This window comes from Leuconostoc pseudomesenteroides KCTC 3652, assembly GCF_014634745.1.
GTDB lineage: Bacteria > Bacillota > Bacilli > Lactobacillales > Lactobacillaceae > Leuconostoc > Leuconostoc pseudomesenteroides.
On the sequence record NZ_BMBP01000002.1, the window covers coordinates 110,713 to 135,557 of the forward strand.

The window sequence follows — 24,845 nt, forward strand, 5'->3', positions numbered from 1 at the left end:
GATTATTTTTATTCAATTACTTAGACAATATTTGAGATTTGGTTGAGATTATAAAAATTAATTTAACAACCAATGGCTGCTTGGATTTCAGTTAATGTTTCGTATGTCTTCCCATAAACCTCCTCACGCTTTAACATTGAATGAAACGCTTCGATACGGCCATTATCGTATGGATGTGCTTTGAGTGAATATGGATGTTTCAAACCATAATTTTGACATTTGATATTAAATTCAGAACTGGTGTATTGTGTATCCGGATGAATAATTAGTGGCTTTTGATCCTTATCTAACGCTATCTGTTAGGCATTTGTGGCTAGTTCGTTCATTATATCGCCAATTTTATACCTTAATATTTTTCTCTTCTCAGGATCCAAAACGGTCGCTTAGTAAAACCACCTGTGGTTAGTCAACTTAATATAAGTGATATTTTTTTGCCAAACACAACTCAAATCATGCAAATGTCTAATAAGATTGAGCCTTTGATTGACAGTCACAACAGTGTTGGGTTTGCGAAAACGCTTTTGTATGCGTGATCTAATTCCTAATTCGCGCATCAATTTGTGTGTCATATACTCAGATACTTTCGGATCGTCGGTTTGTTGATTATAAGCAGCCATACGACAATAACCATAAAATTGAAAGGTTTTCCAAACGTCTAAAATACAAGGGTTTAGGGATTCTCTACGCTTTGTTCTCGCACTGTAAGATGGCATACTGTTTAAATTTTAAAATTTGTGATACAAATTCATATTTTGTTGGATGGCCTGTCTAGTTAGCTGTTGCAGTTTTCAGATGCTAATTATTCGATATTTTTATTTTCTGTACTTTGCAATATTAATGACGAATCTGCTTCAGAAATATAAGGTGTTTTAATTGATTTTATTTAACAGTTTTGTTGTAAAGTCATGAATCATAGCTGTTCATCTAATATACTTGACATCTATTTCTCCTGTTTTATGTCACTATGACTCTATTACAAAAAACTGTGATCGATATACGAACAAGGCTAAGTGACATCCGTTTACAGTGAAGCACCTTTCCAATTGGCAGGTTGCTGCTAAGTCAAAGTGTGTAACCACTCACTAACTCTTGATATAACAGATGATTTGACTTTATAACACTCCTTTACTAAAGTAGGATTTTTAAATAATTATTATCTGCAATATTCGATATTGTACTAAAAATTCGATCTCAACCTTAAGCGGATATACTAAACCCATTTATGATATGCCAAACTTATTTGGCATTATGAGTTTTTTTACAGTGCATCAAAAGTTATGAAATTAATTCCAGTTGATTACATTAGAGACTTTTACCAAATATGATGAAACAAAAAAAGTAGGCATATCAGTATATTTTGTACAATTCATATTCACCAGAAGAACGTGGCAGTAATGAAACTTTGAATCGGTATATCCGACATTTTATACCAAAAGAAAAATAGGAACAATCAGTCACAAAGAATTAAATCAAATCAATAATTGAATAAATGCCAAACCAATGAAAACGCTCTACTGGCAATCACAACGAAAGGTATTTCAGAAACGGGCACTGTTCGGATGTTTGTTGTAGTCTACCATAAATCAAAAAGGCGAATTATCTAAGTCGAGAATAATCTTCACATTTAATTTTGGCAAGTTTTTTGTATAAAAGCAGGATTTGTTGGCAAGTTATTATCGTAATAGAAAATTATTGCGAATTTTATCTAAGCTAGATCTGTTGCTACTATAAAAATCATAATCAAAAAAATTATCAACGAGTAATATTTTTATAACCGTATTAGAAATGCAGTTAAGGGTATTTTTATAAATGCTTGTTATATTTATTAATTTTATAAAACTGACTGGTTTTTTTGGATTGAATCATAGTAATCACTATTATTATTCAATGAGTTCTTATAATATGGAACTTGTATTACCCTGCAGATTCTTGGATCAAATAATGGTGCATCAAAGTTCTCACTCTGATTCACAAATCGCCCGCAAATTGTTGGACTCCAATAATCTTTATTATCCGGCCATAAAACTGCATTCATCTCTGTTGATCCATGCTTGAACACTCGCATATACTGTAAAGCCCCTGCACTTGTCGTTTCAAGATCATGTTTAAAATGAGCACTAAGTAGTATGTCCCGCATCACCTTTATTGGTTCATTCCCCCATTCCCATTCAGTCGAGGAACTATTTCTTCGACGTTTGTATAATTCACTACGGACCTTGTTTGCTTCATCCTTTGTTCCAGTAACAATCAGTTGAGCGTTGTCAAAATATTTTTGGTCAGCTACAAATGTGCATAGCAAAGGATCGGGATGATAATAGTGGACTGATTTTTCTTTAATGTTCTGAATTGCGTGAGATGGTGTAGTCATTGCTTGAGATCTAATTCGCCAAGCTTCAAATCGACTATTCTTCCAAGAGTATCCAGCTAAAATTATTTCAATATCTTTTAAACCGCAATCATTATTAGGAAAATAGATATGAATTTTTGACACCAAACTAGAAATTTCATTGAGTAGCTGCCCTTTTAATTCTGTAATGTCTTGGTATCTAGACTGACTTTGTCTACTTGTTTGAACAGTACTGATTGCCTGATTAATTAACGTATATGCTATATCAGTCGTTCCCGAAAATGAAATCAGACAGTCACCACGTGGTAAACTAAATAATTTCCTACATTCATCAAATCGCATTTCACCACCACTCAAACGACTGTCTGTAATTAAACTTATCGCCTGCCCAGAACTAGTGCTTGAAAGCCAACAAATATTAATCGTCATAATTATTTCTCCTCATATATAACTAACTATTTCAAGTTTCAGTGTAATAGTTATCGAGGATTATTATAATCGATGAAGAAAGCATAACACAACATAAAATATTTTTAAGACTTGTAAGTATCATTACTTATCTTTTAAGAAAAGAATACCTTCTAATCATTTACTTGAATCTTATACTTAAGAAATAAAATATATTGCGGATTAATTATTTTATGAATCTTAAATATATAAGTTTAGACTTTTTTAGTATCTCACTCAAATTTTCAATGTTGAATTTTTCTAGGAGCATCTCACAGCAATTTTGGTCAATAACCTTAAGTGTAAATTTTTTGAAAGTATGCGAGTTAGCTTAATCGCAGTAAATACTGCTGGTAGGTTATGATAAGGGCTGCCTTGCCATTTACATATCATTTTATGTCATAGTAACTTCACTCTACCTTTCCCTTGATATTTGTGACTCATATTCTTCTTGAGCTCTTTCTTGTTCAACTTTCTTTTGGTTTCTTAAGAATTGACGTTCTGCGTTTGTCTCAGCACTGATGTCCTGCCACCACAAGCGACTAATTTTATTAAACGAACCACCCCTCACTGGCATCTGATCACCTATGTGATTTAAATTTGGGTTTACATTGTTGATCAACGGCTTGGAGGCCAATTTTTTTTCCTGAGGGCTAGATCCGTTTTTAGTTTTATCTACATTATTCCCTTCGTCGCGTTGTTTAGCCTGACTTAACAATTCCGACATTTGTTGGTCAATATCATTTATTGACGTGTCTTCAATTTGTGCTAAATGTTTATACAGTTGGTTTGCTAAGCGTTTTCTTAATTCATCTTCCTTATTCTCAGACCACTTGCGTTGCCCCTTATGCATCACACCTTGGTCTTCAATATTAATGGCATCATATTCTTGTGCCAACGACTTAAAACCCTCATATTCGGGTTTAAGCTCTTTTTCAAATAAATCGTCTAAAAGTTGATTTGTTAATTGATTTGCTTTTGCCATCTTGCCTTTTCCAGCTGTTAAATGGGCGTTACCAACTTGCCACCGCCCTTTCATGTCTTGAGGTAAAACATCATAAATTTGCTTGATGGCTTTAGCATGACGATCATTTAATAGGTTGTCAGGCGCTGCCTCAACGATTCCTTTTTTAAAGCCACCAACACCTTTTAATATTTCCTGATGACGCCTTAATTCCTGTGATGACATTAATTGTTTTCTAAACTGTCGCTTGGCTTGTTCAATCAGTTCTAAAGGTATAACACCTATTGGCTGCCCTTTATACTTACCTTCTTGCTTGATCATCTCAGTCCGCGTTTCTTGGCTTTTTTTAGCAAACCAAAGATGCATGTTTAGGTGGTCAGTATCCTGATGAATCACACCAAACCAAACAACATCATTTTCATCTTCTCCCAAAGGTAAATTAAATCCTTTGTTGATTAGCGTCTTAGCAACCTCTTGTTCTGCATGCTTCAATTTATTTTGGTCTATCATACGAGTTTCGGGATCATAGAGATTGTTTTTAACTAACCAATCACCTCTGATTGAAAAAGCGAGTTCATGGATATTATTGCCATTTTTTTGAGCCTCATCCAAGTTTTTTCTCAATACAGAAATATCATTGATTATCATAATTTAGTTTATCGCTACCAAATATTGGATGCGTTTCTGTTACCGCAGAATTGCGGTTAGCGTCTCCTGGCTTTCTAAATTGTTCCTTTAAATCAAGGAGATCAGTTATGGACTCATTATTGAGATCACTTGTCTTTTCCGAATTATTAGCTTAATCAACTAGGTCTGAGTATTTTTGTCCCTTAATATCTGCTGTACTAGACGTGACAAACTGCGCTGGTAAATTGACCATTGCCGTCTTTTTTTCACCCAGGGCAAATGCAGCAATTTCACCAGTCTTCGCCATTTTGCAATTCCTCCATAATCTCTTCTAAACTATCAAAATCTTGTTCATAATCAATTGTCAAACGGCGGGCTGTTCTGGAGGACATGTTCAGCATTTGAGCAATTTGCATGTAGGATTGTTGATAGTTATTAAACAGAATTAAACTGATTTGGGCCAAATAGTAAGTTCGGTTATCGCGTTCATGTTGACTGTCGGCCATCTCACTAACTTGCGTCGGATGATGCCAATTAAACTCATCAAGTTGCGCTAGATACTTTGTTAGTTGTTCTTTTCTTTTATTAGGCTTTTTAATCTTCATCGAGTTGTCCTCCGGTTTGATGATATTTTTTGATTAACTGCTTATCCCGACTCCGAATTTGTTTATATTCTTCATAAGATTGTGCCAATTCATTGTTTGGACTGAGTTCTGTTGGTGCACCAAATTGCTTTTTGATATTCAACAACTGCGTTCATATTCTTGGAAATCAGTGTTTGTTGTGCCGAAATTTTGGCATCACTTTCGCTAACTTCAAGTTCCTTTTGGCTGGCAAATGTTAGCGTATTTGATTTAGATACTTTGTCACGATTGATGATGAATTTGCCGCTTGCAGTATTACTGTTTGCGTTAGTTTTCTTTGCACTTGAACTATCAGCAACTATGCTACTTGGCGCTTCGACTGTGGCAGTATTGATGCTTTTATCATGAGCTGTTAGTGTTACAGCATTGAAGTTATGACTCAGGTTTTTAAATTGAACCACGACTGTATTATTCGAAGTTGGTACGACACGACCTGTCACTTGACTACCACCATGATCAGTCATAGCAGTGAATTTAATTTTGCTAATATCAACCAAATCTTGATCAGAAACAGCACTGCCAGAGATTGTATAATGCAGTTCCAAAACACCATTATTTTTATTAAAAACACTTTTTGTCAGACTAGCAGTTTTGTTCAAAGTGCCAAATGACACTGGCGTATTTAACTCCGTACTAGGCAAATTTGAAGGTCGAGGTGTAATATTAACCATCACGGTTGTACTAAAAGCTATCAGGATAAACAGACTAAATATTGCAATTAAATTGCGCCGCTGATTTTCCAAAAACCAAGTACCGAATCGACTAAATCTTTGAAAGATATTTCTAAATTTATCAGCTATTGTGATTATTGCAGTCATCGTCCTACCCCTCCACATACTCAAATGCATTGCTATTAAAGTCAGGATATGGTGGCAAATCCTTATCTGTCACTTCACTAATTTTACTGTCAGCAATCTGTGTTTGAACAGCAGAATTTTTCGATGAGTGATTAGATTTATAGATGCGGAATTGTGTCACTTGATTTTGTATAGCATAAATTTTTTGACCTGTATTTTTATCGGTGTAATTGTGATTGCGCATCACAAATTCAACCTCTACTACTTGGCCAACATCAGTCACATAATCACGAATCAATTCTGCCGTTTTGTTAAAAGCAACGTAATCAATGTAAGTGGCTTTGCCATCTTTTAAATCATTAATGGCTAATTTGAAGTAGGCAATTTTAGTTTCATTTTCACCTCTTACGGTGAAGTTTAAGTCACGAACTAAACGTCCTACGTGGTGATTAATTTGCATAATAATTTCTCCTTTTTTGATCCAGTAAATTAACAATCGGTGTCAATTGTTTGGCTAAATAGTCTTGGATATTATTTGGTAGTTTAAACACAGGGATTTGGTTACCAGCTTCAGAATAATGAATGCCTTTCAGGACTGTACAACCGACATAATGATTACCTAAGCAATCGTCAAACAACTCACCTTTGACTTTCATTTCAGTTGATTTTAAGCAGACAAAGGCTTGTTTTTTTGTTGGTTGAACGATATTATTTTTCAATTTCCTAACGAGAATGACGACGTATTTGGTTTGTTGTAGTTCTTGTAAACTTTTCTCATCCAACAGCGTTAATTGTCTGACTTTCATAATCTCTCCCTTTCGGTCTTGCAGCTTCATGAAATGGTAAGTGATAGCATTCCATGAATTTTTTTATAGCCTTAAATGGTTGATAAGAGGTACGGTATAACCTCACTGCGCCATCACTTTCTAATTCTTGATTTTCAATTGCTTTGATCACTTTTCGGCTGAGTTCACCTGATGAGTTAGCTACAAAAAGTATGTCTGAGTTGAAAAAGTCTACTGCAATAAATACGTTGTATTGGTTTGCCATTATATCTCTCCTCTCTCCAATTTAAAGTTAAAAGCCTGATACCGATTGACTTGTTGTGATCGCAATTTTCAAACGATTTTCAAGGCCATTAGCAAAATAATTACCGTATTGGCTAATATCAACCAAGTGACCTCGCATATACTCCAATTACTTACCACCAATCTTTGTCAGAAATAATTTGATGCTGTCATCACCTTGTAATTGCTTTTGCAAAGTCAAAATAGAATTATTTTTTTCAAGTTCGGTTATCAAAAAGTGATATCCACGATCAAGAGCGCGTACGACAATTTCTGCTTGTTGGGGTTCATTCAAAAGTAAATCAGGAATCAAACCTTGGACTACACTTCTTAATTCAAGATTTTTTTGAATGATTTTGCCGATTGCGATAAATGACTGTTGAGATTTTTTTGAATGATTATTATTAGTGACTTCATCCTCATCAAAAGAAGGGGTTTTAGTATTACTAAATTCAGTATTATTTAACTCAGTATTATTAGTGTCGTAAAACAAGACTTCCGGTAGTCGCATTTTGAGACTTCCTTGTTATCAGTAATATCTGTTACGCTTTCTGTGATTTTTCTAACCTCTAAATTTCCAGCATATATACGATTCGGCTTATTCAATCCCTGTCGTTATTCTTCTAATAGACCATATTCGTGTAACTCTTTTTTAATACGAATTACTTTATCTTTTCCAACATTAAGATCATGAGCTAATTTTTCATTAGGATAGTAAAGATAAACATCACCCTTAGAATCAATCCATTCGTTTGAAATTGATAAATTAAATCGATTGCGTAAAAGGCTGTAAGCCAGTTTAGCTTCAGGCTTTAGACATTTGTAAAATGGATTCAATAACAGTGCTTTTGGTACACGGTAAAAACGCTCACTGGTTTCTACCTGTTTTAGACTAATTCTTTCCATCAAGCTCTCCTATTCTCTCTTTCAGACGCTGGTACAACATGCGGTCTGCGTAACTAACTGTTTCTGTATCATATTTTTCTACAATCACCATGATGTCATTAATAGATAAATAGAGCCCTTGTGATAAACGATTAACCTCAAAGGCATACAAATTAGTTCGATCATATTCGATGCGGAAAAGACCGTTTTCTGACAAATCCGTCAACTTGGATAACTGACGTAATGATATTCCCAGCTCTTCTCGTCTTTTACACATAAATTCACCAACACTCATACATAAAAATCTTCCAATAGCACAAATTTGTGTTACCAATCTAAAACGTTTCAATAACGTGCTAATGAACAAAAATAAATTGAACAAAAAAGCACCATATCATGAAGTAGTTTAGAAACATTGTCATATCAAGGCTTATAACCCTTAAAAATAAAAATATTCTACTTCATAATATGGTGTGCAACTTGATGTGCAACGAAACATGTCAACCCAAAATAGAAAATTTGTATTCTTTTTGGCGGTTACTTTTGAATTTTATGCCTGTTTATATCTGATCTGGTGCGGTTTCTAGACTTTATTATATCTTATGATATTTGTCTTAAGGCTTATTTTTGATCACGTGCTCAATTACATTTAATCCTACTTTCCTGTTTTTATCTTTGCGTTCATCTGATACTACACTGCTACTAAAAACTTAATTGTTTTCTTACTATGTTTAGCAACGTTAGACTAGTATTTTGAGTCACAGGGATTCATTTGGGCAAGTAAGAGTAATTTACAAGAAAAAACATGGCATACATCAAAAATTAATTTATTATTTGTTATAGTCTTCTGGTGATAGAAACTATTAACACTTGATTTTTACATTTTGACCTTTTAATTAGCCAGTCGCTCTTGTTTAATATACATAGTCAAAATCTATTGAGTTGCCACTTCCTCGATTGATTTTATCACTAGAAATTGTGTGGCTGTGTGTTTGGATTATTGTCAGGCAAATCTACTCGTCGATTAACCACATCAGTATTTTATCATCCACAAAAATCGCTAACTTTCTTAATTGATAAGTTAGCGACTTTCTCCTTTTGACCAACATTCTTGACCAACTGATCTAGTGATAGTCTTTAAAACATTTGATACAAAGTACATTGAAATGAGTCGTAGCGCCACCTATGACTCCTAGCAAAACAGTTTTATACGGCGTCTATACTAATTAATCCTACGATCATTAGCTCTGTCAAAAGTTAAGAGTAGTCATTTTTTGTTGTTTTTGTTTATCATCTCAACAACTAATCCGACCAGCATTAAGACCTAGATCCAAAGCCGATCATTAGCTGCTGTAAACTATCTGATGTGGCACTAGTCAGCACTTTTCTTAGAGTCTCGGCCTCTATCTGTTACACCATAAGCACCATTTTCATCTAGGATAGCCACCGTATTAACTTGTTTGCTGTAGCTAGAGTATCAGGCCAAAATCTAGCAATTGGTATAAAGCCCAAACACTTGTGCGATTTAAAAAAAGGGTAGTAAAATAAGAATCAGACTTCCATGGACTTTGTGGTCGCCCTACTTGTTTCATCCCTAAAATGTTGATATAGCGTTAGTCTGTATAACCATTATTGAGAAAATATTCCTGCATTGCAATAGATGTATTAGTTTGATAATGATTCATGAGTTCAATTGGCGAACCTTCAAAAAGAACTTTTCCGCCATTATCCCCCGCGCTCGGACCCATATCAATCACCCAGTCAGCTTGACCGATAAACCGCAAGTTGTGTTCCACCACAATTATAGTCACTTGACGTTTCACAATTAGTTTTTTTAACAAATTGATGATTTGTTGAATATTTGATTCATGTAAACCACTTGTTGGTTCGTCAAGCACAATGGTAGTACTATTGTTGTGCAGTAGATTCTTTGCTAATTTGAGCCGTTGTAATTCGCCACCTGAAAGTGTATTTAGCGCTTGACCTATATTTAGATAGGAAAGCCCACACTCTTGAAGTATCGTTGTTACATTAGAAAATTCAGGAAAAACGTTGGCGAATTTGGCCACAGAAAAATTTAACACTTCGTGAATATTAAATCCTTTCACACTCAAAGATAAAGTCTTGCTTGAATAACGAGTCCCATGGCAAGCCTCACAAACCGAAATTTCGTCACCCAGATACGCCAGATCCAATTTCACAAAACCTAGACCCTTACATACTGTGCAAGCGCCTTTACCATTATATGAAAACAATGATTGAGAAGAACCAGTGATTTGTGAAAACAATTTTCTCAATTGATCAAATTCATCTAAATAAGTTAGAATGTTCGACCTACTGCTTGTATGAATTGGTTTTTGATCTAATACTGTGACGGCATCCTGTGATTTAATAAAGGCATGTAACAATGAACTTTTACCCGAACCAGCTGGCCCAGATACTACTGTCAGCGCCTTTTGAGGTATGTCAACACTCACATCGACTAAGTTGTGAATATTTAAATGATGCAAACTAACAAAATTTTCTTTCAGTAAACTTTGATTGTTCACCAGACCAGGATTGCTAAGGGCTTTACCGGTTACAGTTCCGCTGGTAAGTAATTCCTGATACGTACCCACGAATGTTAGATAGCCACCATTTTCACCAGCCTCTTCACCTAAATTAATAACATTATCTGCCTTTTTGATAACGTCTGGATCATGATCAACAATAACGACTGTATTACCTTTCTGAGCAAGTAATTTAAAAATTTTGTTGATACCGATTAAATCGTGTGGGTGTAATCCTACACTTGGTTCGTCGAATATGTATAGTACCCCTGATAAAGCGCTATTAAGATGGTTAGACAATTTAATTCTTTGCCCTTCACCACCAGAAAGTGCACTTGTACGGCGATCTAAACTTAAATAAGAAAGTCCAACCGTTATTAAATTGTCAATTTTTAAATTCAAATCTTTTAGTACAGACTCGATATCCGTATCAACGATTTTCCCCAACCATTTTTTAAGATCAATAAGCGGCAACGCACTGCATTCGGCAATTGTTTTACCATTAAGAATAGCTGTACGAGCTGCTTCATTAAGTCTCGTGCCGTGACATGTCGGACAAGTAATTGTTTGAGTAATGGCGCCAATCTCTTTACTGTATTTGCCATCTTCCTGGTGAAAAAAAGATTTTTTTATACGTGGTATGAGGCCTAGATATTTGGCTGTTTTATGCCATGATTTTGTTGGATGGTCAGGCGTCTGTTCTTCGCCATATAAAAATAATTGGAACGTATCTCTTGACCAATCTTTCAACGGTAGCGCATTGTCAAAAAATCCGGATTCGGTATAACGTGTTAAGCGCCAGCCACCAGGTTGAAAAGTTGGGAACTGAATGGCGCCTTCATTTAAGGATAAATTGGTATTCAAAAGTTTATCGTTATTGATTTCTTGAATATAACCCAATCCTTGGCAATCAAGACACATACCAGATGGGTTATTATAATGAATAAGCCATTGAATATCCTATAAATGGTTGTGCTTTTCTAGAAAATAATAAACGCAGCGCTGTATAAATTTCTGTGAATGTACCAACAGTAGAGCGCGCATTGCCACTGATATTTTTTTGATTAACAACAACGGAGAAAGGCAAATTTTGAATCGTATCAACATTTGGTTTATCATATTTTGGAAGTAGTTGTTGTAGATAGGCACTATAATTTTTGTTTATTTCTCTTTGGCTTTCTGATGCTAGTGTATCAAATACTAACGACGACTTTCCTGATCCAGAAACGCCAGTTATCACCGTTACCTGATTAATTGGAATCTCAACATCTATATTTTTTAAATTATTCGTTTTGGCACCTTTAACAACAATTTTATTTTGTGCCATTACTTAACCTTCTTTCTCGAAGCTCTGACACAAATTTCTCAGACAACTGCGCAAATAGTTGCTGTTCTTCATTTGTTAAACTAGCTTGAGCGTCCACAAGTAATTCATTGTGTTTATTATCTGTTTCTGTCAAAAATTTTTGACCCTTTTCCGTTAAATCCGTAATCATTTCACGTCTATCGAGTAGATCGGGTTTTTGACTAATGTAGCCTAAAGTATGCAATCCCGCCAAATTTTTAGAAAGTTTCGATTTGGATATCCCCAAATGCTTGCTAAGTTCTTTTGGTAAGTAAGCTTTTATCCTCAAAAGGCTCAAAATATCATATTGTAACCAACTCACTGCTTCAGGATTCACTAGGTTCCTTTCAGCCACTAATTCGCATTGTAACTCTGAGAGTATTTTTTTTAATTTGTTATCCATAATCATCCTTTCAAAAAGCATATAGTTTCTAAATAGAAACTATATGCTTTTTGAAATTATAAATCAAGCTATTGTGACATTAACGATACAAGTTACTGCTGATGTTGTTACAAATGGCTCACACTACACGAGTGCTGAATTTAAATATTTAAATGACAAAATGCTTCACTCAAAAGGCGTCGTTAAGACACTGGACGTATGTCATTAACCCAATCTTTATGGCTACTGAGTACAGATAGTTCGTTCAGAAAAGTTTGACGAAAGTTTTCAATACCATGTCCTTTTGCTTTAGAAAAAGCTTGTTCGCCAGCAATATTGAGATAACTAAGTGAAAATAAACTACTCGTCCAGGCATCGTAACCAGCACCCAGTAAAGTGGCCATTAAAGCACCGACTATATCACCAGTCCCCACAAAGCGATCCAACAAAGACACACCATTATTAAGTTTGACACATTGATTACCTTTAACGACAATATCTATTGGGCCTGTGGCAACAAACACCGTTTCTGGCTGTTGCTTAGCTACCATCTTTAAGGCGTGAATTAGTTCAAAGACTGTATTGTCTTGGTTGTCCTGTTCTGATCTATCTATTCCACGAGCGGACGTAGGCAATCCAACAATCCGTCGCATCTCAGAACTATTTCCTTTAATAATAGCAGGATGCGTACTGATTATCTCATTTCCTAAATCTAATCTTTGTTGGGTAATACCATAGCCAACCATGTCAACCACTGTTGGTTTTTTCGTTTGATAAGCCAGTTGACTGGCTAATTTCAAATTTTTTTCATGGGTTTCACTCATACGCCCCATATTCAAAAATAAAGCATCTGTTGTCTGGAATAAAGAACGAAATTCTCGACTGTCGCCACTCATAATTGGTTTCCCACCAATGTATAGAATGCTATTTGCAACTGTCTCGATAGTGATGTCATTTGTTATACAATGAATGAGTGGTGAATTTTTTAAAGGTAAAATACTATCAAAGGTCTTTATATCTATTTTTTCCATGTTTCAACCTACAAATAAAAGGCGAATTTTCCGAACAGCCTTAATTTTCAATAAATTAGCAATGACAAAGTAAGCAATAACAGCACCGATAATTGTTGCACCAATAAAACGTGGCGTATACACGAACCAATACATATTCTGCTGTTGTCCTGTGTACCAAATCATTACAGGATAAGAAATCAATGATCCAATAATGCCAGTTCCTAAAAATTCTCCAAGCATAGACCAATAAATGCTTTGTCCATATTTGTATAGTAATCCTGCACCAGCAGCACCAAAAACAGCCCCTGTTAAAGCAAGTGGTGGAATACCCAAAATTAGCATTCTGATGATACCAGTCACAAATGCCATAACAACTGCATAAAGTGGCCCTAAAAAGACGCCAGCTATAATGTTCATAACACTTGACATTGGAGCCATACCCTCTATTCTAAAAATTGGTGACAATATCACGTCCAAACCAATCATGACGGCTACTATTGTTAATCTTTGAATACCTACATTTTTATTCATTTTTGTCTCCTGCATATTTGTAATGCCTATGTGAGGTTCAATATTTTGTGATCGTTTTTTCTTTTGAATCTATTCTTTCGTCACAACTTTATGCAGTTCTTTAAGTAAATTAGGCACTTTTTGCGCAATATTGATAGCCTGCATAATTTCACTTACCACTGCAACGCCAACAATACCAGTTTCTGCAAGGTGCCTTATTTTCGCCTCCTTAATACCTCCAATCGCAATCACTGGTATAGAAACATTTTGGCTTATTTCCCGCAATGTTTTTATAGATGTGTGTTGTGTGACAACCTTTGTTTGGGTCGGATATATCGCACCGACGCCGATATAATCAGCTCCCTGTTTTGCTGCTTCCTGTGCGCTCTGCACGCTTTTTGCTGATACACCAATTATTTTGTTCGGCCCTAACAGCTTTCTAACAACATTAATTGGTAAATCACTATCACCAACATGAACACCATCAGCTCCAACTGCTAGACAAATATCCACACGGTCATCAATGATTAAAGGAATATCGTATTTATCCGTAATTAATTTAACCTTAACGGCTAAATTAAAATAGTCACGCGAAGAAAGCTCTTTTTCCCTTAATTGTACTAGTGTGACCCCGCTCTTACATGCCAGTCCTACCCGATTCAAAAAATCCTCATCGCAAAGCCCCTGTCGATCAGTAACCAAATATAATTTCAATGTCTTTTTCAAATTCATATTTCAATTCCCTTTTTCAGATCGTATTTTGAATAGCATCTTGTTCCAGTGTTTCGAGTAATGGTTTAGTTTCATAAAAACTACGGCCACTAGCTATGACTGACAGAATCCCACGTTTTGGAAACGTTTTTAACAGTTCGGGCATTTCCACGCTAACTTTTAGATCGTTATTGGGACAAAGCGTGCCGTCTAAGTCAAAGAAAACAATTTTGTTATCGTTCATAATTCAGCTCCTTTTATATTCTCTAGGAAAAACGCGGACTTTTCTAAACTGTTCAATCTTTGATCAAAGGTGTAGCTCTCAAAATTAGCTAATGATTAAAAAATAATTACCAGAGTCGTAAAATAAAAACGCAGTATTGAATGAATAACATCACGATCAGAATAATCATCCAACCACCAAATTTTGCTGGAAACCGCTCATAGTAACTTCGTTTTTCTCCTTCCTCAAAACCATGTGAAGTCATAGCCATGGCCAAATTATTGGACCATACCAATGACTGGGTAATCGCTTTAAAATATAGCTTTGGAGACCAAAAATGCAACACTTCTCCTCGCATCATACCGACTGCACGAATCGTCTTCACAGCGTGTATAATTTTAGGAATAAAACTAAAAGCGCCTAATATACCGTAGACAAAGGTAGCAGACATTTTGACATTTTGCTCCAAAGAACGTAGTAATTTGTATAACACCATGGTCGATATAAAAGCTGCGCCCAAAAAAATATACACTCCGACACGAGTCGTCATGACAAAAGCAAAGTGTACCCGCTGTTCTTTGTTTCCGGTACCAAAAAAGTAGAACGAAGTAAATGATCCAATGGCCGGCAGTATACTTACAATCAACAATCGAGCAAAGTTCTTTGCAAAATTCCCAGTTATCAATAAAATTAATAGACTCATTACAATCAAGATTAAATTGAGATATACTGATTTTGTGAAAGCTATTTCAAAAGAGATAAGTAAGACCAATAATAGTTTTTGAGTTTCATTCATCAACATATTTTCTCCTCATAGCGCAGGCCACTTGTATCGAAATGAACGTGATAGTCAACATATTTTGCAATGCCATGTGTTTGGTGCGAAATCATAATAACGGTTTGATGTAAATCATCAGCGACCTCCTTAATAGTTGCCATAACATGTTGAATAGACATCTTATCCAAACCCGCCAAAGGCTCATCTAATAATAATATTTCTGGAGAAATAACTATCATAATTAATAATTGTAATTTTTTTTGCTGCCCGCCTGACAATTCATACACGCTATGCTCTGATAGTCCGTCAAGATTTAGCCGGTCGATAACTTTGGATATTTTGTCTTCAGTCCAGTATCCTTTGAAACGACTCTTTGATCTAGCCTGCTCAAGTTCTTCTTTTACTGTAATGTTTAAAAATTGATTCATTGCGTTTTGAAAAACTAGCCCCACTAAACGTGCATATTTCTTAAAAGGTAAATTATTAATCGATTGCTCTTCGTAGCATAATGTTCCTTGAAAGTCATGCAATCTCGCAAAAGTTAATAACAAACTTGACTTACCAATACCATTTGGTCCAGTAATTAATGTTATTTTATTTTTTGCCCACTTAAAATCACTATTTTTTAAAATAGGCATGATGCCATTTTTCAATGTCACATCAACCATATTAAATGATAGTTCATCTACTGTATTGTGAACCTGTAACAGCTGCGGACTATATTCATTAAACATATCCTTAATTTCATTTTTACCTGCTTGATAAAGTGTTTTATTTGCTATGCGAAAGACATCCGTCATCAGCGACTGATAACCACTTGTATCATGATCAGAAACTAGAATGCCATGTCCACGATCAGCTAACTTTTTCAACAATAACTGCAATTCTTTTCGATGCACGGGATCAACCGCTGCAAAAGGTTCATCTAACAAAATGATTTCGGCGCCCATGGCCAACGTTTCAGCTAAAGCCACTTTTTGCAATTCCCCACCTGATAGATGAGCTAAATCACTATGCCTCAGTGGTTCAATACCAACTTCAATTAATGCTTCATTGATTCGTTTATCTATGTCTTGCTTTGATAGAGACAAATTTTCAAGTGAAAAAATTAATTCATCTTCCACACGATCCATTGCGAACTGTTGATCGGGATGTTGAAATAACATAGCTACTTTTCTCGATCGAAAATTGGCTTTAATTGTTGCGATATTATGTTTATTTAATAAAACTGTTTCTGACAATTCACCACCATACTTGGGATACAAACCCGCTAGAGCAGTCATCAATGTAGACTTCCCACAACCTGATTCACCAACTAATAAAATAAATTGTCCCGGTTGTATGGATAGCGTAATATCTTTTAAAATTAATTGTTCATCAATTTTAATATCTAAATGGCTAGTTTTTAAAATCGTCATTGTTGGTTATCCTAACATCACTTTTTTAATAACTTAGACTTTTCTAATAGATTAACAATCCAATAAACTAGTAGGCCAGCAAAAAAAGCAATTGAAATCCACCGTACAATGAACAATCCGATTAACATACTAATTCCAAACTGAAGATAGCCATCATGGAACAATGACCATACAAAAGTCACAATAGTTCCTGTAAGGGTCGACAAAATTAAACCTGTTTTCCAATTTTTATAGCCTGTTAATGTGAAACCTAACTCTGATCCAATTCCTTGAATAAAACCAGAAATTAAAGTCGCTACACCCCAGTAACCACCCAAAAGTGCTTCTCCTGTCGCACCTAGTAATTCACCAATTAATCCAGCCCCCATCCTTCTCAATAGATAGCTGGAAAGTGGCGCTGCCATCATCCAAGGACCAATTGTAATTGCAATTGTGTATTGATGTAATCCGAGTGGGACCAAAACAGCATCTAAAGCTGTGTATATTGGATCCATAATAAAATAAATGACACCAAAAGCAATACCTATTAATGCCATTAATATCACTTCTCGCAACGACCACCTAACCTTTGATTCAGATGAGATTTCTAACTGTTCCATAAACATATTCTCCTTTTGATTGAGGTCGTAAGTTTTGATAATATACCGTTTTAGTAATAAGTGATCATAGAAAAAACCACCAACCACAAAAGAGACTAGTGATTGATGGCATCAAAAAATGTCTTAATCTAACTTATCTTCCTTCGCAGGTATTAACCTGACAGGTTCAATGGGTATAATCTCAACCTTACGGTACCCCAGATAAAATATTAAACTACGTGAAAAAGTATAACTCATTGTTTTCAAAAATGCAATGCACTGATTCCTACTTTTTTTTAATGTTTGTAATTATTTTGTAGTAGTGTTATTCTTAATTCATAAAATATTATATGTTGTCCACTAGGGGTGCCTTTTTGGCTGAGATGATGTTTACATCAGTCCCTTCGAACCTGATCTAGTCAACACTAGCGTAGGAAAGTGGCATTCTTTTATTTAATAAAGATGCTCTTTTTGCGCTCTTAACAAAGCGCTTTTTTTGTTGACTAAAAACCAATTATTAGGAGATATTATGTTGTTTTCAGAAGAATTACGTGCTCATGCACAACCAATTATGACTGCTATTCATGAACACCCATTTGTCCGTGGTATCGCGACAGGATATGTACCACGAGAAGCTTTAATTTTTTATGTTGAACAAGATTTTCAATATTTGAGTGAATTTATTAAAATTTATGCCACTGCAATTACAAAACTAACTGACCGCACTGAGATAAAATTTTTTGCGAATTCAATTGATTTTATTTTGAATAGCGAAATTCATCCACACCACGTCTTTTGCGATGTGGCCGGCGTTCAATATGAAATGTTACAACATGCAACACCAGCACCAAAAGCATATTTGTATGAATCACATATGTATCGTGCAGCTGATACAGGTTTACTGCTGAATATTCTCGCTGCTTTTCAAGCTTGTCCTTGGACGTACCATGAAATTGCCAGCAAGCAAGTTCAAGAAAAGGCTAATAATCAAGCTAATCCTTTTAAAGGATGGATTGATTTCTATGCCAAAACGGATGATGATTCTCAGACCACACTCTCTGATCAAATTTTCGATTGGATTGATCGTTTGGCATCAGAGGCAACATCGTCACAACGTGAAGAAGCTATGCAATTTTTCTTAAAAAGCTGTGAACTAGAATGGCAGTTTTGGGAGCAAGCTTTTTACCAACAAGACTGGAAATTTAAATCAGTCATTGATTAAACAAATAAAAGTTGCCAGTATTCTTTAAAAAGTCTCTTTGGTGTCAAGCACTTAGTTTATTTAAAATTTCTGTTATCATTACAATACTACTCTGTCAATTCTATTTTTATATAAAGTAACAAAAACGTGTAAACTGTTTCAATCATTCTAGATTGCTCATAAGTCAATAACAAAGCCTATCACTCGTCAAAGTCAAACCAGGCGAATCCGAATGACAAAAACTAACCCATTTAGATTCGCAACGAAGTCTAGTAATGGGCTAACTAGACATAACTGGACTTCTTTCAAAAGTTATGGTGACGTTATAGCGATTGTTACAAAATACAATTTCACAATTTTAGAATTTTTTCTGGATTATTTATAGAGCTGTTATCAATAAGAAATGCTAATGACTCTGCCAATCAATTTATTTTTTGCCACCTCTTCAATTGAAAAAAGCTGATTATTGAAGTCTGTGCAATGATGAATAACCAAGCTCTCGGATATAAGGTGATAAGACTCTTTTCGCATTATTTTTATTGTATTTATCAGTATTTTGAGGTACTTTATTTCCGATTTCATCAAAAAACGCACCAGTCACATTTTCAAATTTTTCATTCAAAGCCAGTAAGCTACCCACCGGTACAGAAGTATTCGTCAGAGACTTTGTATACGCCATCAGATTGCTTTTTACATCCCCAGGGAAAAAGCTATTAATAGTGGTCTTCTGTGCTGCCAATTGGTCAACCAGTACCTGTACTAATAGCATTTTATGAGTAATTGCCCATGTGGCGCGCATCAACGCGTTAAACTGTTGTTCACAAATTGGAGCCAATGCAATAGCCTGTGGGTTTCCCGTGACAATCAATACTCGACTTCCTCTTAATACTTTTAAAAGAGCTATTGTCAAATAATAATGGGCTAACAAGTTGTTATTAATATTATCTTGACTGTTAGTTGGATAAATACCGGCACTATGGATCAAGACATCTATCCGCTCTGTGTTTTTCAAAATAAATTCAACAACTTTTTGACGTTCTGAATTGATTGACAGATCACCAGCAACATACTTGACATTATTACCAAGACTAGTTTGGGCTAATTGCAACTTGTGCTCATTACGGCCAACCAAAATCACTTGATTATTAATTGATAAATCTCGCGCTATGGCAAATCCAACACCAGATCCACCACCAGTTATCACAATATTTTTCATTCAGTATTTTACCTTTCATAACTATTATTTTATCAAAACCAATCCATAATAGCTCAAATAGAATACTAAACGATCCTATTTTTGCATGGGGTGACGTCGTCTCCAACAAACGAAATGGCACTGTTATCATTTGAATGAAGATAAAGTTCTCGCAAAAAATAATGTGTTCAAAAAATTGAAAGGACAATTTATCTATTAGCTAAATGCGTTTATTTGAATTATTATAACGACGAACACACGTTTAAGTCCATCTAAATACGTTCCGTTTTCTCGACACATTACTTTTCCAGCAATGATTTAGATATTTCGTTTTTTTACGTTTTACGTCATTAACGATGTTAATATTACCAACCTTAATTTGTATGAAATATGCTGTTTTGACAGTTGTTTGATAAGTTCTCATTTAGTACTATATAATATCAGAACTAATAAAGTATCATCATAATAGTTATGATTTAAACAGTCATAATCTAATATAAAGGATTGTTTTTGATACAGCGTATGCCATTTTTGACTAGTTGAAGCAGCATAAAATAACGGGGCCGAAATACTAGTTGACTGGAATTTATTAAGCGGTTTACCAGACATATTATAACCACTACTTATTTTTTCAAGTGAACTAAAGAAATTCATCAACTTGATCAATATTTGATTTTCTTTACTACTTCTATCTTTATCAAGCGCTAAGTTATAGGGAATTCTAAATGCATTATAGTAATAATCATCATCGTGCTTGTTGAGTTTAACGTTTTTACCATAGGTTAAAGATTTCACTTTGTTATCGTTTGTCACCTGTATAAAATCTGGTACCAAACCAACGTTGCTCTTAAGACTGGCTTGATAAAGGCTGTCAAGCATTTTATTTTTAATTGTCAACCATTGAGAATTTTGTGAAAACTCGTAAAACTTATCAAAAAACGAAGGTAGAACATCAGAAGTTCGCATTAAGTTTTGGTACTTGGAAGAACCATCCGCCCAATTACCAACCGTCAAAATATTATTATTGTAATTCACGTTGTACTTCAAAATATCATCTAAAATTTGTTTTGCAGTACTTTCATAGACAGATCTATGCTGTGACCATTTTTCAGATGCTAAAATTAATGCATAAGCAATGTAAAGATCCCCATCGGTTGCATTATTTTTTAAATCTGCTTGTTTTTGTTGCTTAGCGCCATTAGTATAACGCCATGACATGAGATACGTTCCCTTAACACGATGATGTTTGTAGTAAGTATACAGGTCATAAAACTGATTTTCTGAAGATTTATCTTGATCATTTAATACAGAAATTAACATGCCATATCCCTGTGCCTCAGACAAAGCGACGCCATTTTCACTACGGGATGAGGTATTCACGTATCTTCCTTGAGGCGTTTTAAAAATATATTTATGCTGCCACTGACTGTAGATTTCTTGTTTATTATGCTCTGAACTTTCATTTTTGACATATTGCACTGAAAAAACAAAAAGTAAAATCACAATAAAAAACCAGACAAACGATAAAATTCTTTTAGTCATTTATAATTCCTTTAGTCACCAAATCTTTTGGTTTTGTACCATTTCGTACCGTCTCTATGTAAAATATGATCTAAAAGTACGGAAATAACTGACACCACTGACACAACAATAAAAAGTTGTGCATAAGTTATATAAGAAATGATTGCTACTAATAGATTTTTTACAGTCAATTGTCCAAACTGACTCGCAAGTGCTATATTGATTTGTAATAAGTAAATGCCAACCATCAAAAACCAATTTATCATCAATAAATTTGCTAGCTCAACGTTATTACTACCAATTGTAAATAAAATATGAACACTCGGATTGAAAATGCTAATCCCCCAAGTCACCATATTAACCACAAATATCACATCAGAAATGACAATCGCAGCATTGAACCAAAAAAATGTACTAATATAATAAAAAACTTCCCACTTTATCCGCCAAACACTTCGATCAAATAAATGTTTGAAATTATCCAAAATCACCTGATAATTGCCCTTAGCCCAGCGCTTGCGCTGCTGATAATATGCTGACAAAGTCTCAGGCTCTTGTTGAAACGCCTCAGAATTATGTGCCAAAGCAATCAATTTACCGCTTTGCATAATTTTAAATGAAATGGCTGTATCTTCAGTTAATGCGCCATTGTCCCAACCACCAATCTGCTTAACAAAACTTGTTTTGATAATAAAATTTGTCCCTGGTATTCGCCCAATTTTGAACAGATGCCATAAGCCAACATGATGAATTCTTTGTGTATTGACAATTTCTAAATTAATACACCTTGTTAAAAAATTTTGTTTATAATTTCTTGTTTTATTTCTACCAAAAACAGCCGCATATTTTTCTGGATTTCTCTACTAAAAAGTGAAGTGCGTTTTTTTCAGGCATTGCATCTGCATCGTATACACAGATCCATTCACCTGTGGCAATTTTTAAAGCATCATTCAATACGCCTGCTTTTCCACCAGTCCCCGTTCTTTGAATAACCGTCGCATCAATATGTTGATACTGTGGTAACGACACAACACTCTTTATTTGATCATAGGTGTCATCTTCACAGTTGTCGGCATACAATAACAGTTCTAACTGTTCTTTAGGATAATTTAAATTTAATATAGCTTCAACAGTTTGGGCAATCACAACGTCCTCATTGTGGGCAGGAACGACGACTGTTACCTTAGGGTAAGTTGCTAGTCGAAAGACTTTTTGCCTTTCTTTTTTAATACTTGTTAGCCAAAAATGAGTGGCACTAAATAAGATCATCAGCCCAAGTCCAGTCGCAATCCAAATCGACATAATTGCTAACACCATAATTATTTGACTAAAATTCATCTTCTGACTCCAATTTAAAAATGTCAATCACTCTGTAATAAATTATCCATAAAAAAACAAAAAGAATAACAAAACTAATAAAAAATATGCCCGTTACTAGCCATGAAATCAATACAAAAATGCTTTCTGTCATTTTTTTAATCCTTATAATAAGTATTCATCAATTAAATCGGTCTCTTGTTTTCGATGTAGCTTTTTCAATACGTCATCAAATTTTAATGGTTCCCGCTGATTTAGTTTTAAACTGGCAAATTGATAACGTAATTCCTGTTTTTTACCATTAAGTTCAAAATATGTGTCATTAAGTTGTTGTCGCGTTTCAAGATTTAATGAGTTAACTTCATCTTCTTTAATTCGTAGACTAACGATAATAAATTCACTATGACCGAAATAAAAGATACGTTCGCTAGGAAGCCGATTTTCTTTTAGTAATGTTGATATATCTGAAAGCACTTGGAACAATTGATTTTGATCTGCATACTCCCGTTGTTCGTAGTATGGCAGAGAAATTAATGTTAGTACAACGAGTGGTTCACGATCAGAAAATTTGCTAACTATTTTGTCATAATATTTTCTAAGTGATGCTTGCGTTGGTGTTTTGGTGACCAAATTTTTCTTTTCCATTTTACGCATGATCAATTTTCTATTATTAATTAATGTATTACGACTCAAAACTTGTGAGCGCATAACTACACTAATAGTAGAAAAAAAAGGAAAGGTCACAAGTAGCAAAGTTTTGATTACACCGCTAACTTGCGAACCAATATTCAAAATTAGGGCGATACCAACAAAAACAACAATAGTTACTAACCATACTAAAATAATACGATCAATAAAGAATCCTGTAATAATGCCCAGCAACATCATAACTGCAATTGGAATCATTAGGTATTTATCTAATAGTCCAACCGAAATTGTGATTGTTAAGATAACAACAATAAACAAAAGAATCAATGTTTCTAACGTTAATGTTTTACTTTTATATTTCATTTTATAAATTACCTACTCAACTATTGGAAATGATGATAAATAATATCCAAAATTTTTTCAGATGCTTTTCCGTCGCCATAGGGATTTTTAGCACTGGCCATTTGTTGATAAACATTTTTATCATCTAACAATAAACGCATATTTTTTTGAACATTATCAGACTGTGTGCCAATTAATTTCAGAGTACCAGCCGCTACTCCCTCTGGTCGCTCTGTATTGTCTCGTAGGACCAAAACCGGTTTCCCAAGCGATGGTGCTTCTTCTTGCACACCACCCGAATCTGTCATAATGAAGAAACTACGAGCTGCAATATTTTGAAAGTCAACCGTATTTAATGGTGGTAGCAAATGAACTTTATCAACGTCATCAAAGTAGCGATGAGCAACCTCTTGTACATGTGGACTCAAATGAACTGGAAAAATAACTTCAATATCTTCATATTGCTTAATCACATTTTTGACCGCACTAAAAACTGACTCCAATCCATTTTCTTGATTTTCGCGTCGATGCATTGTTAGCATAATGATACGATGACCTTTTTCAATTTTATCTAGCACACTATGGTTATATTCTTTATGAACAGTATAATTTAATGCATCAATCGCAGTATTACCAGTTACAAAAATATGTTCACGATTATGATGTTCCAAAAGCAAATTTTCTTGACTCTGAATCGTTGGCGCAAAATACAAATCAGCAAGTGTGTCAGTTAATTGACGATTCATTTCTTCTGGGAAGGGTGAGTATTTATGCCAAGTTCGTAGCCCAGCTTCCACATGACCAATAGTAATTTTATGATAGAATGCACTAACACTGGCAGCAAAAGTTGTCGCGGTATCACCGTGAACTAAAACAATGTCCGGCCTGTCGTTATCCAAAATACCGTCCAATGTTTGAATAACATCAATTGTTATGCTTGACAAACTTTGTTCATTTTTCATCAAATTCAGATCATAATCAGGGACTATTTTAAAATCATTAAGCGCTTGATCCAACATTTCTCTATGCTGTCCCGTCACAACAACAATTTCTTGAAAATGATTGTTTTTTGCCATTGCCTTAATAATTGGCGCCATTTTAATTGCTTCTGGTCTCGTGCCAAAAACAAACATTACTTTAATTGTATTTTTCATATACTCTCCTATGTCATAAAATAAATTTGAAGTTCTCATTATTTTTTTTAGACTCTATACACGTAAATTGCTAGCCGATGATAAACGTTAAACATTTTAGATATCACTATATCACTATTAGTATAAAAAAATAGTTTTAATAACTTATATTTAGTCTTGCCGTTTGATAATAATGTAAAAAC

Annotated in this window: 27 protein-coding genes, 2 pseudogenes and 2 riboswitches; of the genes and pseudogenes, 2 read left to right on the forward strand and 27 right to left on the reverse strand. The window is 34.7% G+C overall.

Annotated elements, in window-relative coordinates; translation table 11 throughout:
* Nucleotides 1-383: 383 nt before the first annotated feature.
* Entirely contained in the window at nt 384-713 is a 330-nt protein-coding gene (locus IEU65_RS10535; RefSeq protein ID WP_147651783.1) for an IS3 family transposase, read from the reverse strand.
* Nucleotides 714-1,256: 543 nt separating this feature from the next.
* On the opposite strand from IEU65_RS10535, the pseudogene IEU65_RS10345 reads away from it, so the two are divergent.
* Nucleotides 1,257-1,572, forward strand: a pseudogene (locus tag IEU65_RS10345) (IS30 family transposase); the annotation flags it as partial.
* Nucleotides 1,573-1,831: 259 nt separating this feature from the next.
* Here the strand turns inward: IEU65_RS10345 and IEU65_RS02855 are convergent.
* The 21 genes from IEU65_RS02855 to IEU65_RS02940 form a co-directional block, all read right to left on the reverse strand.
* Nucleotides 1,832-2,776, reverse strand: a complete 945-nt coding sequence (locus IEU65_RS02855) for a hypothetical protein (protein ID WP_010295461.1) — start codon at nt 2,774-2,776, stop codon at nt 1,832-1,834.
* A gap of 433 nt (nt 2,777-3,209) precedes the next feature.
* Nucleotides 3,210-4,406 (reverse strand): MobP2 family relaxase, encoded by a 1,197-nt coding sequence (gene mobP2 / locus IEU65_RS02860; protein ID WP_010295463.1) that lies wholly within the window; start codon nt 4,404-4,406, stop codon nt 3,210-3,212.
* Between the two features lie 151 nt (nt 4,407-4,557).
* Complete coding sequence (locus IEU65_RS10445) at nt 4,558-4,692, reverse strand: hypothetical protein (protein WP_267478833.1); 135 nt, start codon at nt 4,690-4,692, stop codon at nt 4,558-4,560.
* On the reverse strand, nt 4,676-4,990 hold the full coding sequence (locus IEU65_RS02865) for a hypothetical protein (protein WP_010294022.1): 315 nt from the start codon (nt 4,988-4,990) through the stop codon (nt 4,676-4,678). The genes IEU65_RS10445 and IEU65_RS02865 overlap by 17 nt, the downstream gene beginning before the upstream one ends.
* Before the next feature lie 89 nt (nt 4,991-5,079).
* A complete protein-coding gene (locus IEU65_RS02870; RefSeq protein ID WP_010294023.1) occupies nt 5,080-5,847 on the reverse strand; it encodes a hypothetical protein in 768 nt (255 codons plus the stop codon).
* A 4-nt stretch (nt 5,848-5,851) separates the two neighbouring features.
* Nucleotides 5,852-6,286, reverse strand: coding sequence for a single-stranded DNA-binding protein (locus IEU65_RS02875; protein WP_010294024.1), 435 nt, complete (start codon nt 6,284-6,286; stop codon nt 5,852-5,854).
* Nucleotides 6,276-6,632, reverse strand: coding sequence for a hypothetical protein (locus IEU65_RS02880; RefSeq protein ID WP_010294025.1), 357 nt, complete (start codon nt 6,630-6,632; stop codon nt 6,276-6,278). Before IEU65_RS02880 ends, IEU65_RS02875 begins: the two co-directional genes overlap by 11 nt.
* Nucleotides 6,601-6,876, reverse strand: a complete 276-nt coding sequence (locus tag IEU65_RS02885) for a hypothetical protein (protein ID WP_010294027.1) — start codon at nt 6,874-6,876, stop codon at nt 6,601-6,603. Before IEU65_RS02885 ends, IEU65_RS02880 begins: the two co-directional genes overlap by 32 nt.
* A gap of 147 nt (nt 6,877-7,023) precedes the next feature.
* The gene (locus IEU65_RS10350; RefSeq protein WP_228934212.1) at nt 7,024-7,404 is read right to left on the reverse strand and encodes a hypothetical protein; all 381 of its coding nucleotides are present in this window, start codon (nt 7,402-7,404) and stop codon (nt 7,024-7,026) included.
* Between the two features lie 104 nt (nt 7,405-7,508).
* Complete coding sequence (locus IEU65_RS10355) at nt 7,509-7,799, reverse strand: replication initiator protein A (protein WP_228934211.1); 291 nt, start codon at nt 7,797-7,799, stop codon at nt 7,509-7,511.
* Nucleotides 7,786-8,055 carry a helix-turn-helix domain-containing protein gene (locus IEU65_RS02895; protein WP_228934210.1) on the reverse strand — a complete coding sequence of 90 codons (270 nt, stop codon included), beginning with the start codon at nt 8,053-8,055 and terminating at the stop codon, nt 7,786-7,788. Before IEU65_RS02895 ends, IEU65_RS10355 begins: the two co-directional genes overlap by 14 nt.
* A 1,336-nt stretch (nt 8,056-9,391) precedes the next feature.
* The gene (locus IEU65_RS02900) at nt 9,392-11,227 is read right to left on the reverse strand and encodes an ATP-binding cassette domain-containing protein (protein ID WP_050799430.1); all 1,836 of its coding nucleotides are present in this window, start codon (nt 11,225-11,227) and stop codon (nt 9,392-9,394) included.
* A 34-nt stretch (nt 11,228-11,261) separates the two neighbouring features.
* The gene (locus IEU65_RS10505; RefSeq protein WP_050799433.1) at nt 11,262-11,654 is read right to left on the reverse strand and encodes a hypothetical protein; all 393 of its coding nucleotides are present in this window, start codon (nt 11,652-11,654) and stop codon (nt 11,262-11,264) included.
* On the reverse strand, nt 11,641-12,075 hold the full coding sequence (locus IEU65_RS02905; RefSeq protein ID WP_010294030.1) for a MarR family winged helix-turn-helix transcriptional regulator: 435 nt from the start codon (nt 12,073-12,075) through the stop codon (nt 11,641-11,643). The genes IEU65_RS10505 and IEU65_RS02905 overlap by 14 nt, the downstream gene beginning before the upstream one ends.
* 182 nt (nt 12,076-12,257) lie before the next feature.
* Nucleotides 12,258-13,085, reverse strand: a complete 828-nt coding sequence (gene thiM / locus IEU65_RS02910; RefSeq protein WP_010294032.1) for a hydroxyethylthiazole kinase — start codon at nt 13,083-13,085, stop codon at nt 12,258-12,260.
* 3 nt (nt 13,086-13,088) lie between these two features.
* The gene (thiW, locus tag IEU65_RS02915; protein ID WP_010294033.1) at nt 13,089-13,598 is read right to left on the reverse strand and encodes an energy coupling factor transporter S component ThiW; all 510 of its coding nucleotides are present in this window, start codon (nt 13,596-13,598) and stop codon (nt 13,089-13,091) included.
* Between the two features lie 69 nt (nt 13,599-13,667).
* Complete coding sequence (thiE, locus tag IEU65_RS02920) at nt 13,668-14,309, reverse strand: thiamine phosphate synthase (RefSeq protein ID WP_010294034.1); 642 nt, start codon at nt 14,307-14,309, stop codon at nt 13,668-13,670.
* Between the two features lie 16 nt (nt 14,310-14,325).
* On the reverse strand, nt 14,326-14,532 hold the full coding sequence (locus tag IEU65_RS02925; RefSeq protein ID WP_010294038.1) for an HAD-IIB family hydrolase: 207 nt from the start codon (nt 14,530-14,532) through the stop codon (nt 14,326-14,328).
* A 106-nt stretch (nt 14,533-14,638) separates the two neighbouring features.
* A complete protein-coding gene (locus tag IEU65_RS02930; protein ID WP_010294040.1) occupies nt 14,639-15,313 on the reverse strand; it encodes an energy-coupling factor transporter transmembrane component T family protein in 675 nt (224 codons plus the stop codon).
* A complete protein-coding gene (locus IEU65_RS02935) occupies nt 15,307-16,707 on the reverse strand; it encodes an ATP-binding cassette domain-containing protein (protein WP_010294042.1) in 1,401 nt (466 codons plus the stop codon). The genes IEU65_RS02930 and IEU65_RS02935 overlap by 7 nt, the downstream gene beginning before the upstream one ends.
* Nucleotides 16,708-16,724: 17 nt before the next feature.
* Nucleotides 16,725-17,306: an ECF transporter S component gene (locus IEU65_RS02940; protein WP_010294045.1), complete on the reverse strand. Its 582-nt coding sequence runs from the start codon at nt 17,304-17,306 to the stop codon at nt 16,725-16,727.
* A gap of 121 nt (nt 17,307-17,427) precedes the next feature.
* Nucleotides 17,428-17,516, reverse strand: a riboswitch (TPP riboswitch).
* 121 nt (nt 17,517-17,637) lie between these two features.
* A riboswitch (TPP riboswitch) is annotated at nt 17,638-17,739 on the forward strand.
* Between the two features lie 75 nt (nt 17,740-17,814).
* Between IEU65_RS02940 and tenA the strand changes: the two genes are divergently transcribed.
* Nucleotides 17,815-18,507: a thiaminase II gene (tenA, locus tag IEU65_RS02945; protein ID WP_010294047.1), complete on the forward strand. Its 693-nt coding sequence runs from the start codon at nt 17,815-17,817 to the stop codon at nt 18,505-18,507.
* A gap of 442 nt (nt 18,508-18,949) precedes the next feature.
* Here the strand turns inward: tenA and IEU65_RS02950 are convergent, their stop codons facing one another.
* The 5 genes and pseudogenes from IEU65_RS02950 to wecB form a co-directional block, all read right to left on the reverse strand.
* Nucleotides 18,950-19,702 carry an SDR family NAD(P)-dependent oxidoreductase gene (locus IEU65_RS02950; RefSeq protein WP_010294050.1) on the reverse strand — a complete coding sequence of 251 codons (753 nt, stop codon included), beginning with the start codon at nt 19,700-19,702 and terminating at the stop codon, nt 18,950-18,952.
* 399 nt (nt 19,703-20,101) lie between these two features.
* A complete protein-coding gene (locus IEU65_RS02955) occupies nt 20,102-21,223 on the reverse strand; it encodes a glycosyl hydrolase family 8 (RefSeq protein ID WP_010294054.1) in 1,122 nt (373 codons plus the stop codon).
* Between the two features lie 11 nt (nt 21,224-21,234).
* Nucleotides 21,235-22,519 (reverse strand): annotated as a pseudogene (locus IEU65_RS02960) (glycosyltransferase family 2 protein).
* Between the two features lie 165 nt (nt 22,520-22,684).
* Nucleotides 22,685-23,530: a hypothetical protein gene (locus IEU65_RS02965; protein ID WP_010294058.1), complete on the reverse strand. Its 846-nt coding sequence runs from the start codon at nt 23,528-23,530 to the stop codon at nt 22,685-22,687.
* 20 nt (nt 23,531-23,550) lie between these two features.
* Nucleotides 23,551-24,663 (reverse strand): non-hydrolyzing UDP-N-acetylglucosamine 2-epimerase, encoded by a 1,113-nt coding sequence (wecB, locus tag IEU65_RS02970; protein ID WP_010294060.1) that lies wholly within the window; start codon nt 24,661-24,663, stop codon nt 23,551-23,553.
* Between the last annotated feature and the right edge of the window lie 182 nt (nt 24,664-24,845).